This is a genomic window from Taylorella asinigenitalis ATCC 700933, from assembly GCF_000687755.1.
In the GTDB taxonomy this organism is placed as follows: domain Bacteria; phylum Pseudomonadota; class Gammaproteobacteria; order Burkholderiales; family Burkholderiaceae_B; genus Taylorella; species Taylorella asinigenitalis.
In genome coordinates, this window is sequence record NZ_JHXN01000001.1 from 293307 (window position 1) to 309208 (window position 15902).

Below are 15902 nucleotides of genomic sequence, written 5' to 3' on the forward strand. Positions count from 1 at the left end.
CTTAACCCCTATTGGACTTAGAACTTGATATTATATTTTTACATTTGATGTAAGGGCCCAAAGTTCTTCGGATAAATTGTAAATAGATGAAAAATCACCTTTCTTCAACCATTTAGAAACTTCCTCAGCGACGTCAGGAAAGATTGCTTTAGGAGGATTTGGCTGCGAAATCCAATCTTTCAATGTATCGATTCGAAGTGCGTCTACTACTGTTGCCCTATTTAAAATTTTCAATACAGCTGCATTAGATTGCTGTTCAGTATGAGACTTAAGAGGAATAGTAAGAATTTTCTTGCCAAGCACCATTGCTTCACTACAGAGCCCAAAACCAGAATTAGAAATAACTCCATCGCATGAAGCGAAATCGATGGGGAAAGTTTCTCGACTAAGAGGTTTAACGAGAACATTGCCACTTAAAGAGGGTTTATCTGTTTTTGTATAAAGTATAAATTTATGATCAGGGATTTTATGAAAAATTTCTAAAAGAGCTTCAAGAGGGTCGATAGGCAAATAAACGAGCGAAAAATCACCAACAACAGTCTCAGTTTTTGAATTTATTTCTATAAGAGGCGGCAAAATAGGATATCCAAAACTATCCCAATGCACACCAAGTCGGTATTTAGCTGGAGCAAAAAACTTTAAGCCCGCACGAAATCCAATAGGAAAATCATAATCAGCAATTGGATATGACAATGCATATTGATGCGAAAGGCCCACTGAAGGCACGCCTGCCCGACGTGCAGCCCAAGCAGAAACTGGTTCAAAATCATTCAAAACCAAATCATATTTATCAAGCGATTTAGCTAACTTAAGATAATCCTTAATAAATTCTATAGGCCTAGAATTAATAACAGTTTTAGGAATCGATACCTCAGAACCGTTATATACAAATGTAAAGCCATGCTTAGTCTGAAAATCCCCAAATTGAGTCATATCGAAATAGGCATCTTTGGGACGGCCACTAAACACAAAATCTACATCAAAGCCATGTGAAAGCAAATGGGGTAGCATCTTTCTAGCTCTAGTTATATGGCCATTTCCCGTGGCTTGAACACCATATAAAATTTTCATAGACCCACCGATAAAGCAATCCAAGCAGATATTTTTCCAAGCAGTCCTCCTGCCAATATATCTGAAGGATAATGCACTCCAAGCAACACCCTAGATAAACCAATCATACATGCCAACAAATAGACGGGAATCGTAAATGCAGGAAAAAAATTACTGACCATAGTTGCAAATACAAATGCCGCTGCAGTATGCCCTGATGGAAAGCTAAACGTATCGTTTGGCACGACCACAGCAGAAACATTCTCGTATCTCCTAAATGGTCGATCCCGTTTAATGCTATTTTTAATACTCCAATATAAAGGAAGCTCAATCGAGTAGGCAATGAATCCGATAACAAACATCCTCTCACCTAATGAGCCGCCAAACAAAATAAACAATATCCCGCAGAGCACGTAAAATGGCCCATCTCCAAGTTTAGATATTTGACGGCTTATGTATGTGACGCCTTTGTATTTATTTAAAGAGAGCAACCAAAAGAAAAAACGTAACTCCAGTGCTGTTGTTTCTGGATTTGGAAATTTCATTTTGTGTATCTCTTACTTTGTACCATCCGCCTTCCGTTATTTATTTTTGATTTGTGAAAGGGATAATTCGATTAAATTATGAATATCCATATCAGATTTAAATATATTTTTATTTAAGGTGGCAATGCCCCTGCCTTCAACCATTAAAACACCATCTACAATCTCAAAATGCTCTAAATTTAAAAGTTCTCTAGTAGCCATAGCCGCTGATTTAGGGTCAGCAAAAGCTTCAGAAATCAATAATTCTTGGGATTCTTCTGATATAAGCTTCCACTTAAAACTACCGTCTTCATCTTTATAACTTAAAAATTTCGCAGATTTTTTAGACTTCTTCTTCTCATCTTTTGAAGTGTAAATTTGAGTTGATTTAAAAGATGCAAGCCCCACAGCATCTCTGACTCTCTCCATTAGAGGTCGTGCGTATTCAATTGCTTTTTGAGCACCCATTTTTAACACGTCTTCTATATCATCAGGCTTAGAAATATAGCTTTCATAACGCTCTCTCATAGGCGAAAGAATTTCGTTTAGCAATTTATACAACTTATCCTTAGCCTCTCCCCATGAGAGCCCCCCTTCTAACTGATTTTTAAAATCAGAACACTCGTCAGCAGAAGCAAAAGCTTTGTAAATCATGAATAAATGAGAATTTTCAGCATCCTTGGCTTCACCTGGCAATTTGGAGTCAGTTTGAATCTGTTTGATTGCATTTTGCAAAGCCTTAGAGCCACCATCAAAAAGAGGAATCGTATTGTTATAGCTTTTAGACATCTTTCTACCATCAAGCCCTGGCAATGTAGCTACTTCCTCATCCACTTTAGCTTCTGGCAATACAAATATATCCTCACCCTTAGAATAGTGATGGTTAAATCTCTGAGCTATAAATCGAGTCATCTCTAAATGTTGTACTTGATCTTTTCCGACAGGCACCTCGTGAGCATTAAATAAAAGAATATCAGCAGCCATAAGGATGGGGTAAGAATATAGTCCCATGCTTACACCATCATCTACATCGATATTTCTCTCAAGATTTAGGTCATACACTGCCTTATAAGCATGTGCACGATTCATAAGCCCCTTAGGTGTCATGCAAGTCAATATCCATGAGAGTTCTGTTGTAAATGGGACATCAGATTGCCTATAAAAAACAGTTGAGTTTGGATCTAAACCAGCCGCAAGCCATGTAGCTGCTATTTCGAGTCTTGACTTAAAAACTCTCTTAGGGTCATCGCATTTAATCAATGCATGATAATCAGCTAAAAAATAAAAGGCTTCAATTTCTGGATTTTTACTTGCTTCAATTGCAGGTCTTAGTGCACCCGCGTAATTTCCTAAATGAGGTGTTCCTGTGGTAGTAATACCAGTGAGAACTCTTTTTTTATTGTTATTCATCTAATAATGTATTTATTAAAAATTTCCGTAGTATTGCTTATTTTAAATTGCAATGCACGAAGAAGCTGTCCAGTTGTATGATTATCAAAATTATCAAACGGGTAGTATTCGAGTAATTTTGATAAATAGAATCCGCCTCCTGGCGAAATAGAAAAGTTAACATCTTTTTCTCGAGCTAAGAGAAAATTATGAAATGGTTCACATAACTGTTCAGGGCGTCTATATTCCAAACTATTCAAAATATTTGGGCAGTGAACTCTATGCATATAATTTCTAGCATCATTGCGGTTGTTTTTAATTAAGCCAGAATCCTCAATATAGATTTCGCTATTAACTACCTGCACAATTGCTAATTGTGACCCTAATAAAATCTGAAGTTCAGCATCACTTAGTTTTTTAGTATCTTCATCAGAGCTTGGTTCTAATACTTTATCGACTTGCTCTAAAAAGGGATTGATATTTTTAAGATTTGTATTGAAATCAAAATTAAGACCTCCCTCTTGCTCTAAGTCAATCTGAACAGAAATCAAATCATCGATATAACTATTCTCAATATGCAAACTAGCATTCATAGGAGGAATGTCTCGTAGATGAAACCCCTTGAGCTCTTTGTACATATCCTTAAGCGTGTAGAAATAAGATTTATCAGTATTATCGGTAATGTCACTTGCAACTAAATCTAGCTCAAATGTTTTTCTAACACGTTCAAAATTTGTTAAAGCTAACTCTTTAATTTGTATAGGCTTAGGTAAAATTTCTGGAAAATTTAATTCCACTTCCTGGACTTTGGCGGTTTTTCCGAAGCTTGCTGAGATGGACTTCCATTTAATTTTCTCTGAGAGCCCCATCGAATCTACAATTTCTCTTGCTTGAGCATCTACTCTGTAACTTAGATAATAATTAGCACCAAACCACCCTAGCACTAAAAGTACTAGGATGGCAATGACACCGTAAATCACAAAGGTTTTTTTTGATTTCATATTAGTTGTGAATATTTAATCCCATTTCATTAAACAATGCTTTAAAGTCTGGAGGGGTTGGAGATTGAAATACAGAAAGCAGTTTAGATATTTGGTAAGGAGAATTTGGATTCATTTTTATATGAAATTCTTTATTAGCCCCGGTAAGAAAATTACTTAATGGCCCACAAAGTTGTTCATTATCTAGGTTCACTTGAAACATCACAAGCATTTCAGAACACGTTTTTGCATTATATTGGCCTAATGAGTCACCTGCTAATTTCAAGGCACCTTCATCTTTAAAAGTCATATCCAGTTTCTCTATAGAAACAGGAACTAGCAAAGCCATCATACGGGTTGAGTCTTCAGCTACACTAGGGTCTGATTCAAGTTCTTTATATAGAGTGTTCACATTATGAAATACACCTGAAGTATTAATTTTCATAAGTCCCGGCTGAATAAAGTCACCAGTAAAATCTGCCTTATCTGCTCCAACATCTCGAACTACTTTCTGATAAACTTCAAGAGGTTCTAAATTTGAGATTCCAGCTTTAGCTAATTCATTCTTAGCTTCATCATCAGCCATAAATGGGTGTTTTCCATCAATTAGAATATTTTTAGCCTTAAATTCGTAGTTGTAACCACCTTCAACTTTAGTGAAATCCAATACATCTACACTTTCAACTGTAAGTTCAGATTTATCATCTTTATTGATTATTTTGACATTATTTAATCTAAATCCATCGTTATCTAAATCTGTTTTATCTCCCCATACGATTTCATCTTCTGCGAACTGACTACTTACATATGACTTGAAATTTTCAAATTTCTCATTTGATTTAGTTTCAGTAGGCTTAGGAGCTTCTTGAGTTGTAGTAGTTGTGGTCGTAGGAGTTTCTGGTTGTTTACCTTCTTCGCTTTGAACAATGCTTTGAGTGCTTTGCTGTGTACTTCCTGTATCTTCAACTTTCTTATCAGATTTAAAGAAAAGAAAATATGCCAAAGCAGCAATAATAATTATTGCTAAAGGGATAATGAAATAAAGCGGATTTGTTTTTCTCTCAACAACTGGAGCTTGTTGAGTATAGTTAGGATTATTAGGATTAACACCTGTTGGTTGAACAGGTTGTGGATTTTGTGGGTTTTGCGGATTTTGTGGATTTTTAGTATTGTCGTTCATCACTGTTCCTTTACACGGAAATAACTAAAATTGTAACTTTAATAAGATTTTGTTACTTTTCAATTAAAAAAATTCATATTAAAACAAAATATATGTTTTGACATATAAATAAATTTTTTTTCACAACAATTTATAATAAGAGATTAACTTAAATCAAATATGGGACTATAAATGCTTGATTCTTATCGCAAACACGAGGCAGAACGCGCAGCTCTAGGTATTCCTGCATTACCACTAAGCGCTTCACAAACTACTGATTTAATTGAATTATTAAAAAATCCTCCTTCTGGCGAAGAAGAGTATTTATTAGATTTATTTAAAAATAGAATTCCTGCTGGTGTGGATGACGCCGCTAAAGTAAAAGCAGAATTTTTATCTAAAGTTGCATTCGGAGAAATCAAATTAGATTTAATATCTCCTGAATTAGCTGTGGAATTGCTTGGCACTATGTTAGGTGGATACAATGTGGACCCACTTATAAAAGCACTTTCCGACGAGAAATTAGCTCCGATAGCTGCAGATGCCTTAAAGAAAACTCTGCTAGTTTTTGATTCATTTAACAAAATAGACGAACTCAGAAAATCCAGAAATAAATTTGCCGAAGAAGTTATTCAGAGTTGGGCTGATGCTGAATGGTTTACCTCAAGAGAAGAATTACCTGAGTCATTTAAGATTACAGTGTTCAAAGTACCTGGAGAAACTAATACGGATGACCTATCTCCTGCTCCAGATGCTACCACCCGTCCTGACATTCCTCTACATGCATTAGCAATGCTTAAAAATGCACGTGAAGGTGCCGAATTTCAACCTGAAGAACCAGGTAAACGAGGTCCAGTTGCTTTTATCGAAAAATTAAAAGAAAAAGGTAATCTAGTAGCTTATGTTGGTGATGTTGTGGGCACAGGTTCTTCACGTAAATCTGCTACTAACTCAGTAATATGGTTTACAGGAAAGGATATTCCTTTTATTCCAAACAAACGCTTTGGAGGTGTATGTTTAGGCGGTAAGATTGCCCCAATTTTCTATAACACGATGGAAGATGCGGGGGCATTGCCAATTGAATTAGATGTATCTCAAATGGAAATGGGAGATGAGATTGAACTTCGCCCATATGAAGGAAAAGCTCTTAAAAACGGAGAAATTATTGCTGACTTTGAAGTTAAGTCCGATGTTTTATTTGATGAAGTAAGAGCTGGCGGTCGCATAAATTTAATTATTGGACGTGCATTGACAGCTAAAGCTAGAGAAGCTTTAGGACTAGAGCCTTCGGATATTTTCCGCAAACCAGCTGAACCTAAACCTAGCAATGCTGGATTTACTTTAGCTCAAAAAATGCTAGGCCGCGCTTGTGGTTTGCCTGAAGGACAAGGCATTCGCCCAGGTACTTATTGCGAACCTAAGATGACATCGGTTGGAAGCCAAGATACAACTGGCCCTATGACTCGCGATGAGCTAAAAGACTTGGCCTGTTTATCATTTGCAGCGGACTTAGTGATGCAGTCATTCTGCCACACTGCACCATATCCAAAACCAATTGACGTTAAAACTCATCAAGAGTTGCCAGATTTTATGAGCTCTCGCGGTGGGATTTCCTTAAAAGTAGGTGATGGAGTAATCCACTCATGGCTAAATAGGATGATATTGCCAGACACTGTTGGTACAGGCGGCGACTCACATACTCGCTTCCCTATCGGAATAAGTTTCCCTGCTGGATCTGGACTAGTGGCATTTGCAGCTGCTACTGGAACTATGCCTTTAGATATGCCAGTGTCTGTTCTAGTGAGATTTACTGGAACAATGCAGCCTGGAATTACATTGCGTGATTTAGTTAATGCAATACCATATTTTGCTATTCAACGTGGCTTACTTACTGTCGCTAAAAAAGGTAAGAAAAACGTATTTTCAGGTCGTATCCTTGAAATTGAAGGACTCCCTGACCTTAAAGTTGAACAAGCTTTTGAATTGACTGATGCCTCTGCTGAACGTTCAGCTGCTGGATGTACAGTTGCACTTAATAAAGAGCCAATTATCGAATATCTAAACAGCAATATCACGCTTCTTAAAGTGATGCTCGCTAATGGATATCAAAACGCCGAGACTATTAAACGTCGAATTCGTGCTATGGAAGAATGGCTCGCAAATCCACAACTTCTCAAAGCAGACGATAATGCTGAGTATGCAGAAGTTATTGAAATTAATATGGACGAGATTACTGAGCCATTGGTTGCGTGCCCTAATGATCCAGACGATATCAAAAAATTATCCGATGTAGCTGGTACTGAAATTGATGAAGTATTTATCGGTAGCTGCATGACAAATATCGGTCACTTTAGAGCTGCTTCAAGATTACTAGAAGGCAAACGCGATATCCCAGTTAGACTTTGGGTTGCTCCACCTACAAAAATGGACGAGCAGCAGCTTACGAATGAAGGTCATTATGGCATATTTGGTACAGCTGGTGCTCGTACAGAACTTCCTGGATGTTCATTGTGTATGGGTAACCAAGCACAAGTACACGAAGGGGCTACTGTAATGTCTACAAGTACTCGTAACTTCCCACACCGTTTAGGTAGAAATTCTAATGTATTCTTAGGTTCTGCAGAGTTAGCCGCAATATGTTCAAAACTTGGCCACATTCCGACTACTGAAGAATATCACCGAGATATTAATGTGATTAATGAAAACGGTAGTTCTGTATATAAATATATGAATTTTGATCAAATTAAAGACTTTGTTGATATTGCTAAAACTGTAGAAATCTAATGAGTAATATTAAATTTTCAAAAAGAGTTAATCATGGTGAAGTATCAATCATTAGAGAAATACTTAGATTAACCGTTGACCCAAATGTAATTTCATTTGCTGGAGGTCTTCCATCTCCAGCAGGCTTTCCAGTACAGAAAATCAAGGAAGCTTACGACAAAGTTCTCTCTGAAAATCCATATATGGCTCTGCAGTACAACTCTGCTGACGGTTATATAAAACTTAGAGAGTGGGTTGTTGATTACGTGGCATCTAAAGGTGCCCAAATTAAGCCATCAAATGTATTAATAGTCTCTGGTTCCCAACAAGCTTTAGATTTAGTGTCTAAAGTGTTTTTAGATGAAGGTTCTAAGATATTGGTTGAAGCACCCTCATATTTAGGTGCTTTGCAATGTTTTGATCAATACTTTCCTAAATACGAGACTATTGAAACTGATGACCACGGTTTGATACCCGAATCGATTACAGAATCTAACGCAAAAGATGCAAGATTCCTGTATGCATTGCCAAATTTTCACAATCCAACTGGCCGTACTTTAAGTGTTGAAAGAAGAATCGCCCTTTTAGAAAAATGTAAGTCACTAAATGTGCCGATTATTGAAGATGATCCATACGGAGAGCTTATCTATCATGGAGAAAGTTTGCCAGGTTTATATGCACTATCTCAGAAACACGGTGGGACAGTGATTAGATTAGGATCTTTCTCTAAAGTATTATCACCTGGGATGCGTATAGGTTATATCGTTGCAGATGAGAAAATTATTAATGCTTTAGTTGAACTTAAACAAGCTACGGACTTGCATACGTCAGTAATCACTCAGATGGCGGTATACGAAACTATTAAGGATAATTTCCTTGATGAGCATCTTCCTAAAGTAAGAGAGATTTATCGCAACCAATGCAATTATATGCTTGAGTCCTTGGAAGAAAACTTTAAGGATATTGATGCAAAATGGACGAAACCAGAAGGCGGGATGTTTATTTGGATGACATTGCCACCTGAATTCAATACCTTAGAACTTCTTACGCCTACGATTAGAGATTATAAAGTTGCCTATGTACCAGGCTCAGCCTTCTATGTAGCGTCGGACCCTGTTCATGTTAAACACAATGAACTACGCCTAAGTTTCGTTACCGTAGCAGAAGACAAAATCCGCAAAGGCGTAGAGCAGCTCGCTCAATCAATTAAAAACGCTAAACGATAAATGCCTCTTCCAGCTAGCATCGATGTTTTCTGCAATGTAATCGATAATTTCGGAGATATTGGTGTTAGCTGGAGATTATGCAAGGATTTAGCTGCGAGGCTTCCAGAATCTAAAATTCGGCTTTTTACAAATAAACCTGATACTCTCAAGACAATTGAGCCCTCCTATCAATCATATAGGGTTGAGGTCATGGGGTATCAGACTCTAGAAGATGCCCTTTTCGATGGTATCACACCAGCTTATGCGGTTATTGAGGCTTTTGGCTGCGACGTGCCTCAGTCCTATATTTCAAAGATGCGGGGCCAGACCGATATATGGATTAATCTTGAGTATTTAAGTGCTGAGGCTTGGATTGAATCGTATCATTTAACCCCCTCGTTTCAAAACAACGGCGTTCCTAAATATTTCTTTATGCCTGGGTTAACAAAGAAGAGCGGAGGATTACTTTGTGAACTTGATGCGCTCGATAGATTAAATTCGTTTAAAGGTGAATTTAAGTTTAGCTGGATTAATAAATATTGTGGCAATGCTCTCGCCCCTCTCATCTCAAATGGATATAAAGTAATAAATTTTTTTACCTATCCACATGCCCCCATAGAGGCCATAATCAATGGCTTGCAGAATTCTTCGACAAAGGATGAGAAGCTAGTCTTTCAATTCCCCATAAGCGTTTATAAAAACTTTCCCCAAATTAAAAATCTCAAAATTTCGAATAATCACAAGATTAATATATGTGACTTTGTCCCACATTCGGAATTTGATTATTTGCTACAAGTGGGGGATTTGAATTTTGTACGTGGTGAAGATAGTTTTGTAAGAGCTATATGGTCAGGAAAACCCTTTTACTGGAATATTTATAAACTAACGGAAGACACTCATTTAGTAAAGCTTAAAGCTTGGCTTAAGATTGCTGGTTTTGGAGATAAATATTTCGAAGCTTCCTTGCAATTAAATGACCCACGACGAGGCAATGCATTGTTAATCGAAAATATTGGAGATATTCTAGGAGGATATTTAAAGAAAGAGTTTTATGGGTTAAGGGAGCATTGCCAAAGGGAAATACCAGACTTAACGGGCCAATTAATTGAATTTTTGGCACGTAAATCTAAAAAATTGTAAAATAGTCGGATTAGATTTTTTCCATATCGGAGCCCTTTTTTTCATGAAAACTGCACAAGAGTTACGTGTGGGTAACGTTGTTTTAGTTAATAACGAGCCACTTGTAGTACAAAAAGCTGAATACAATAAATCAGGCCGCAACGCTGCCGTAGTTAAACTTAAATTCAAAAATCTTCTAACATCTTCTGGATCTGAGTCTGTGTATAAAGCGGACGAAAAATTCGATGTTGTTATGCTTGAGAAAAAAGAGTGTACATACTCTTACTTTGCTGACCCTATGTACGTGTTTATGGACGAGGAGTACAACCAACACGACGTTGAAGCGGATAATATGGGAGATGCTTTAAATTTCTTAGAAGAAGGCATGACTGTTGAAGTTGTGTTCTACGAGGGACGTGCTATTTCTGTAGAGCTGCCTACAATTATTGTTCGTGAAATCGTGTATACAGAGCCTGCGGTAAAAGGCGATACTTCAGGTAAGGTTATGAAGCCAGCAAAAATAAATACTGGGTTTGAACTTCAAGTACCTTTATTTTGCAATATCGGGGACAAAATCGAAATTGATACTCGCACAAATGAATACAGAAGCCGCGTTTAATCTTCGTATTTAAAAAAATCCCAACTCGATGTTGGGATTTTTTATTTTGTGTTCTTTTAGTCTCTGAAATTATTAAAACTAAGTGGTGCGTCAGAAATTTCTTTTTTAACTAAAGCTATAGCCTCTTGTAATGTATCACGCTTTGCACCAGTAACCCGAACAGCATCGCCTTGAATACTAGCCTGCACTTTGAGTTTGCTATCTTTTATAGTTTTAACTATTTTTTTAGCTAGGTCGGAACTTACGCCTTTATTTATAGAAGCGAGCTGCTTGATTTTATCGCCTGAGATTTTTTCTTGTTTTCCATAACCTAAAAAACGTAAATCTACATTGCGTTTAGCCATTTTGTTATGAAGAACATCTTTTACTTGATTAAGCTTAAACTCATCATCCGCAAAAATGGATAGACTTAGATCCTTTTGCTCTATGCGTGCATCAGAACCTTTGAAATCAAATCTAGTAGAAATTTCTTTATTTGCTTGCTCAATAGCGTTTTTAACTTCGATAGTATCTGGTTCACTAACAATATCAAACGAAGGCATATAAGAATCCTCTTAATTAAGTTTCTTTTTAAAATCAGGGTCAAGAAAATCTGGCACCGCAAGAGTGGCAATGCCCTCTTCCTCCAGCATCTTGCGTTGTTTTATAGAAGCTTTTCCTCTAACGGGTCTAGCTGGCTCTTCTCCTTTATGGATTCTGATTACTACATCTGTAAATCCATCACCTACATCTTCCGCAGCTGTTATAGCTTTTTCGATAGCTTTAAAAACCTCGGTAACCATCTCTTCTGGAAGGGAAGCTTCTGAAGTTTTCTCAGATTCAGGTTTAGAGTCAGGTTCAATAGATTTCTTTTTGCTTGATGAAGTAGCAATATGAGGAACCGACGCAGTCTTATAAACATTTGTAGACTGGCAATAAGGGCATTCGATTAATTCCATACTCGCTTGCTTTTCGAGTGCTTCTGAAGATTCAAACCAACCTTCAAATTCGTGACCGTGATCGCAGCTAAGATTAAATACTTTTAAACTCATAAATTTATACTTATTGCTAATTCTGTATTTTACTTTATATGGGGTTATTTAGACATTTTTCAACTAAATATAGGGTTTCTCTATTCAATATTTAGCTTTAAACGTTTAAAATATAAGATTTTAATAATAACAATTTAATCCTAACATGTCTTTGATTGTTCATAAATACGGTGGAACATCTATGGGTTCCCTTGAGCGTATTAAAAATGTTGCTAAACGTGTGGCTAAGTGGTATGCCGCAGGCCATAAAATCGTTGTAGTTCCTTCTGCAATGGCTGGCGAAACTAATAGATTATTGGGCATGGCTAAAGACATAAACGAATTAGCTGATCGTCGTGAATTGGATATGCTCGCCGCAACAGGTGAGCAAGTAAGTAGTGCCTTACTTGTTATTGCACTTCAAAATGAAGGAATTCCAGCTAGAAGTTATGCTGGTTGGCAGTTACCGATTCGTACTGATAAATCTTATACTAAAGCTCGCATTGAATCTATAAACGGTGATCGAATTACTAAAGACCTTAATAAAGGGAAAGTAGTAGTAGTTACTGGATTTCAGGGGGTTGACGAAGACGGAAACATTACCACCCTAGGTAGAGGTGGATCAGATACATCTGCAGTTGCAATTGCTGCTGCTATTAAAGCAGAAGAATGTTTGATATTCACTGATGTAGATGGTGTTTATACCACAGACCCTAGAATTGAACCTGATGCTCGCCGCATGCCATTTGTGTCCTTCGAAGAGATGCTTGAGATGGCTTCATTAGGCTCAAAAGTATTACAAATTCGTGCTGTGGAATTTGCAGGGAAATACCATGTTCCATTACGCGTATTGTCATCGTTAACTGATCCAGATATGGATTTAGAAGTAGAAAAAAATTCGGGCACTTTAATCACACTTGAGGAAAATACAAATATGGAAGCAGCTGTTGTTTCAGGAATCGCATATAGTAGAGATGAAGCTAAGATAACACTTCTAGGTGTACCAGATAACCCAGGTGTTGCTCATAGTATTCTTGATCCCATTGCTCAAGCTAACATTGATGTTGATATGATCATTCAAAATACATCAGTTGATGGCACAACAGACTTTTCTTTCACTATTAATAGAAGTGATTTTGCACGAGCTCGTGAAGTTATTGAGCAAATAGTAAGTTCTATTGGTGCTCGTGAAATGATTGCCGACGATAAAATTGCAAAAGTATCAATCGTAGGTATTGGTATGAGATCTCATAGTGGTGTCGCAGCGAAAATGTTCCGTGCCCTATCTCAAGAAGGTATTAATATTATGATGATTAGTACTAGTGAGATTAAAACCTCAGTTGCGATTGAGGATAAATATATGGAACTTGCGGTTAGAGCACTACATAAAGCTTTCGAACTCGATAAAGAACCAGTTAAACTTTAATTTAAAATTGATTTTGGCCCTCTTAAAGGTTAAAATTTTTAATTCTTTTTTATACGGAAACGTGGCCGAGAGGCTGAAGGCACTTCCCTGCTAAGGAAGCATACGGACTTAAATCTGTATCGAGGGTTCGAATCCCTCCGTTTCCGCCATATGAATAATTTAAAAGCTAGTATTTATTTAATACTAGCTTTTTTTATAACGCAGATCACTAAACTCCAAGAGCCCCCTGCCCCTTAGAATTTTTATTCATAAAAGCCATAACTAAAAACAACGCGATACCTGCTAAGTCAGTGGTCAATTCTGGGAATATAAGCATCAATCCAGCAGCTGCAAATACTATTCGCTGCCAAGTTGGAATGTGTTTAAATAAATAACCTTCTAATGCTGCAGATAAGCTTAAAACACCCATAAAAGAAGTAACAATAACAGCTAGTATGTCTATTACTCCTGGCAATGGAAACTCTTTTGCAGTCACTGATATACCTTCAACATCAATCAATAACATATCAGGGTTATATACAAACATATATGGCACGATAAACCCAGCTAAAGCCAACCTGAGGGATATAAATCCTGTCTTCATTGGATTACCCCCTGCAATACCTGCCCCAGCGAAAGAAGCTAAGGCAACAGGAGGAGTAATATTAGCGAAGATACCAAAATAGAATACAAAAAAGTGTGCAACTAAAACTGGTACATCAAAATGAGCTAGTGCTGGAGCAGCCATAGTAGCAGTGATAATATAAGCTGGAATTGATGGCAGGCCCATCCCCAAAATCATGGAGGCGATCATAGTTAGGAATAGTGTTAAAAACAATGAATTTTGACCTAAACTAACAATTAGTGAGGTCATAATTGATCCGAAACTTGTTAAACTTACTACCCCAATAACTATACCTACTACCGCACACGCAGCCATTACGGATAGGGATTGTTTAGCACCGTCCTCTAAGGCCTCCAAAATTTGCTTAGGGCCCATACGAGTTTCCTTGCGAAGCCAAGAAATTACTATTGTGAATGCAATGGTGTAAGCCGCCGAATATCCAATAGGTACAGATTTTCCAAGCATAACGATTAAAAACACAATAGGTAATAGCATATGACCACGTGCTATTAAAACATCTTTTAAGCGAGGTAAATCAGCTTTAGCAACACCGCTTAAATTAGTGCTCCCTGCCCTGAAATGCACTTGAGCAATCACCCCAAAATAATAGAGCAATGCTGGCAATAAGCCCGCTAACGCAATTGTTCCATAAGACACACCAGTAGTCTCTGACATAATGAAGGCACTGGCACCCATGATTGGTGGCAATATCTGACCTCCTACTGAGGCACTAGCTTCCACCGCTCCAGCAAAATTTTTGTGATATCCAATTTTTTTCATCAATGGTATGGTGAATGCACCTGTACCCACAACATTTGCAATTGCAGATCCATTAATACTTCCCATAAAGCCACTTGATATAACGGCTACCTTAGCTGGACCGCCCTTTTGACTACCTGCAAGAGCTAGGGCTAAGTCATTGAACAATTGACCCATGCCTGATCTTGATAAAAAGGCACCAAACAAAATGAATAAGAATATAAAGTTAACTGATGCACCAATGGCAGATGAATAAATACCCTCAGTCTTTAGATATAACTGGCCAAATATATCTCCTATATCGTAGGGCCTAGTCATCAATCTACCAGGCATAAAATCCATATGACTAATAAAAGGATATAGCAAGAATATCAAAGCAAAAATAGGCAATATCCAACCAGTAATTCTTCTACCTGCTTCAATAACGATAATTACAGTAATTATGGACATCACAATATCCCTCTGATTAGGCATGCCGCCTCTAGAAGTAGATAGAGCCTCGTATTCAAAAGCTATATAAATGAAACTTGCTAATGCTCCGATACAGAAAACAATTTCATACCAAGGAATAGTTCTGCGACTACTAGATTTGAAAGGTGGATATAACAAAAAAATTAAAAACACACCCAAACCTACGTGAATAGATCTTAGTACTAGTGTAGGTACTGGATAGAAAGTTGTGTATATATGAAAAAGCGAATAAAAAATTGCAACTGCAGAAATTAAATATTTGAAAAATTTGTTATCTGGATGTCTAGTGACAGACTCACGATCAAACTTTTCCAAAATAGTTTGACTATCAGTGCTTTGATCTAAATTATTTGTCATTACAAAAACCTCCAAACAACATCTTTATAAAAGGTATACTTATAGATTCAATATAAACCTCGGTAAACCTTGGTACTTCCTTACTTATAACCCAATCATGCCCATCAGCAATGATAGAGCCTTGCATATTTTGTGATACAACCCAATTTAGCATTGGTATTTTACGATTTACTTTATAACCTATAAAACCCTTAGGTGCATCTATAACTTCACCATCAGAAGGAGTACCTGCACCAAAAGTTTTAAGATACGTGCTCTCTAAAAGTAAATATCCATATTTAGCTTCGTAATTTTCTATCCAGGTCTCATGTTCAACTGAATGTACCCAGGATAAGGAAAATTTACCGTCAGATAATAAACATGATTTATCGAGATATGAAATTTTGGCTCTATTTATAGGGTAAAACAGAGCCAAAACTAAAAGAGATGCACAAATCAGAATTAATCTGATTTTGCTCATACTAACA

The 15902-nt window shown here is 37.0% G+C and carries 14 protein-coding genes and 1 tRNA gene; 6 read left to right on the plus strand and 9 right to left on the minus strand.

The window, feature by feature from the left end:
- Positions 1-30 precede the first annotated feature (30 nt).
- Genes T432_RS0101415 through T432_RS0101435 form a run of 5 tightly spaced genes read right to left on the minus strand, consistent with a single transcriptional unit; the run spans position 31 to position 5123 of the window.
- Positions 31-1071 (minus strand): glycosyltransferase family protein, encoded by a 1041-nt coding sequence (locus T432_RS0101415; RefSeq protein WP_028883878.1) that lies wholly within the window; start codon positions 1069-1071, stop codon positions 31-33.
- Positions 1068-1595 (minus strand): phosphatase PAP2 family protein, encoded by a 528-nt coding sequence (locus tag T432_RS0101420; protein ID WP_028883879.1) that lies wholly within the window; start codon positions 1593-1595, stop codon positions 1068-1070. The genes T432_RS0101415 and T432_RS0101420 overlap by 4 nt, the downstream gene beginning before the upstream one ends.
- A 36-nt stretch (positions 1596-1631) precedes the next feature.
- Entirely contained in the window at positions 1632-2984 is a 1353-nt protein-coding gene (locus tag T432_RS0101425) for a tryptophan--tRNA ligase (RefSeq protein ID WP_028883880.1), read from the minus strand.
- On the minus strand, positions 2981-3964 hold the full coding sequence (locus T432_RS0101430) for a hypothetical protein (protein WP_028883881.1): 984 nt from the start codon (positions 3962-3964) through the stop codon (positions 2981-2983). Before T432_RS0101430 ends, T432_RS0101425 begins: the two co-directional genes overlap by 4 nt.
- 1 nt (position 3965) lies before the next feature.
- Positions 3966-5123: a hypothetical protein gene (locus tag T432_RS0101435; RefSeq protein ID WP_028883882.1), complete on the minus strand. Its 1158-nt coding sequence runs from the start codon at positions 5121-5123 to the stop codon at positions 3966-3968.
- A 171-nt stretch (positions 5124-5294) separates the two neighbouring features.
- Between T432_RS0101435 and acnB the strand changes: the two genes are divergently transcribed.
- Genes acnB through efp form a run of 4 tightly spaced genes read left to right on the plus strand, consistent with a single transcriptional unit; the run spans position 5295 to position 10808 of the window.
- On the plus strand, positions 5295-7886 hold the full coding sequence (gene acnB / locus T432_RS0101440) for a bifunctional aconitate hydratase 2/2-methylisocitrate dehydratase (protein WP_028883883.1): 2592 nt from the start codon (positions 5295-5297) through the stop codon (positions 7884-7886).
- On the plus strand, positions 7886-9091 hold the full coding sequence (locus tag T432_RS0101445) for an aminotransferase-like domain-containing protein (RefSeq protein ID WP_028883884.1): 1206 nt from the start codon (positions 7886-7888) through the stop codon (positions 9089-9091). The genes acnB and T432_RS0101445 overlap by 1 nt, the downstream gene beginning before the upstream one ends.
- Positions 9092-10210, plus strand: a complete 1119-nt coding sequence (gene earP / locus T432_RS0101450; protein ID WP_028883885.1) for an elongation factor P maturation arginine rhamnosyltransferase EarP — start codon at positions 9092-9094, stop codon at positions 10208-10210. It begins immediately after the preceding gene.
- A 43-nt stretch (positions 10211-10253) separates the two neighbouring features.
- On the plus strand, positions 10254-10808 hold the full coding sequence (efp, locus tag T432_RS0101455; RefSeq protein WP_014111325.1) for an elongation factor P: 555 nt from the start codon (positions 10254-10256) through the stop codon (positions 10806-10808).
- Between the two features lie 56 nt (positions 10809-10864).
- Here the strand turns inward: efp and T432_RS0101460 are convergent, their stop codons facing one another.
- A complete protein-coding gene (locus tag T432_RS0101460) occupies positions 10865-11350 on the minus strand; it encodes a YajQ family cyclic di-GMP-binding protein (protein WP_028883886.1) in 486 nt (161 codons plus the stop codon).
- Positions 11351-11362: 12 nt separating this feature from the next.
- Positions 11363-11839, minus strand: a complete 477-nt coding sequence (locus tag T432_RS0101465; RefSeq protein WP_014111323.1) for a DUF1178 family protein — start codon at positions 11837-11839, stop codon at positions 11363-11365.
- A 145-nt stretch (positions 11840-11984) separates the two neighbouring features.
- Here T432_RS0101465 and T432_RS0101470 point away from each other — a divergent pair, with 145 nt between their 5' ends.
- The gene (locus tag T432_RS0101470) at positions 11985-13244 is read left to right on the plus strand and encodes an aspartate kinase (RefSeq protein ID WP_028883887.1); all 1260 of its coding nucleotides are present in this window, start codon (positions 11985-11987) and stop codon (positions 13242-13244) included.
- Between the two features lie 55 nt (positions 13245-13299).
- A tRNA-Ser gene (locus tag T432_RS0101475) sits at positions 13300-13393 on the plus strand.
- A 59-nt stretch (positions 13394-13452) separates the two neighbouring features.
- On the opposite strand, the gene T432_RS0101480 is transcribed toward T432_RS0101475, so the two are convergent.
- Together T432_RS0101480 and T432_RS0101485 are read right to left on the minus strand one after the other, a co-directional pair.
- The gene (locus T432_RS0101480; protein WP_028883888.1) at positions 13453-15435 is read right to left on the minus strand and encodes a TRAP transporter permease; all 1983 of its coding nucleotides are present in this window, start codon (positions 15433-15435) and stop codon (positions 13453-13455) included.
- Positions 15425-15895: a DUF1850 domain-containing protein gene (locus T432_RS0101485; protein ID WP_028883889.1), complete on the minus strand. Its 471-nt coding sequence runs from the start codon at positions 15893-15895 to the stop codon at positions 15425-15427. Before T432_RS0101485 ends, T432_RS0101480 begins: the two co-directional genes overlap by 11 nt.
- Between the last annotated feature and the right edge of the window lie 7 nt (positions 15896-15902).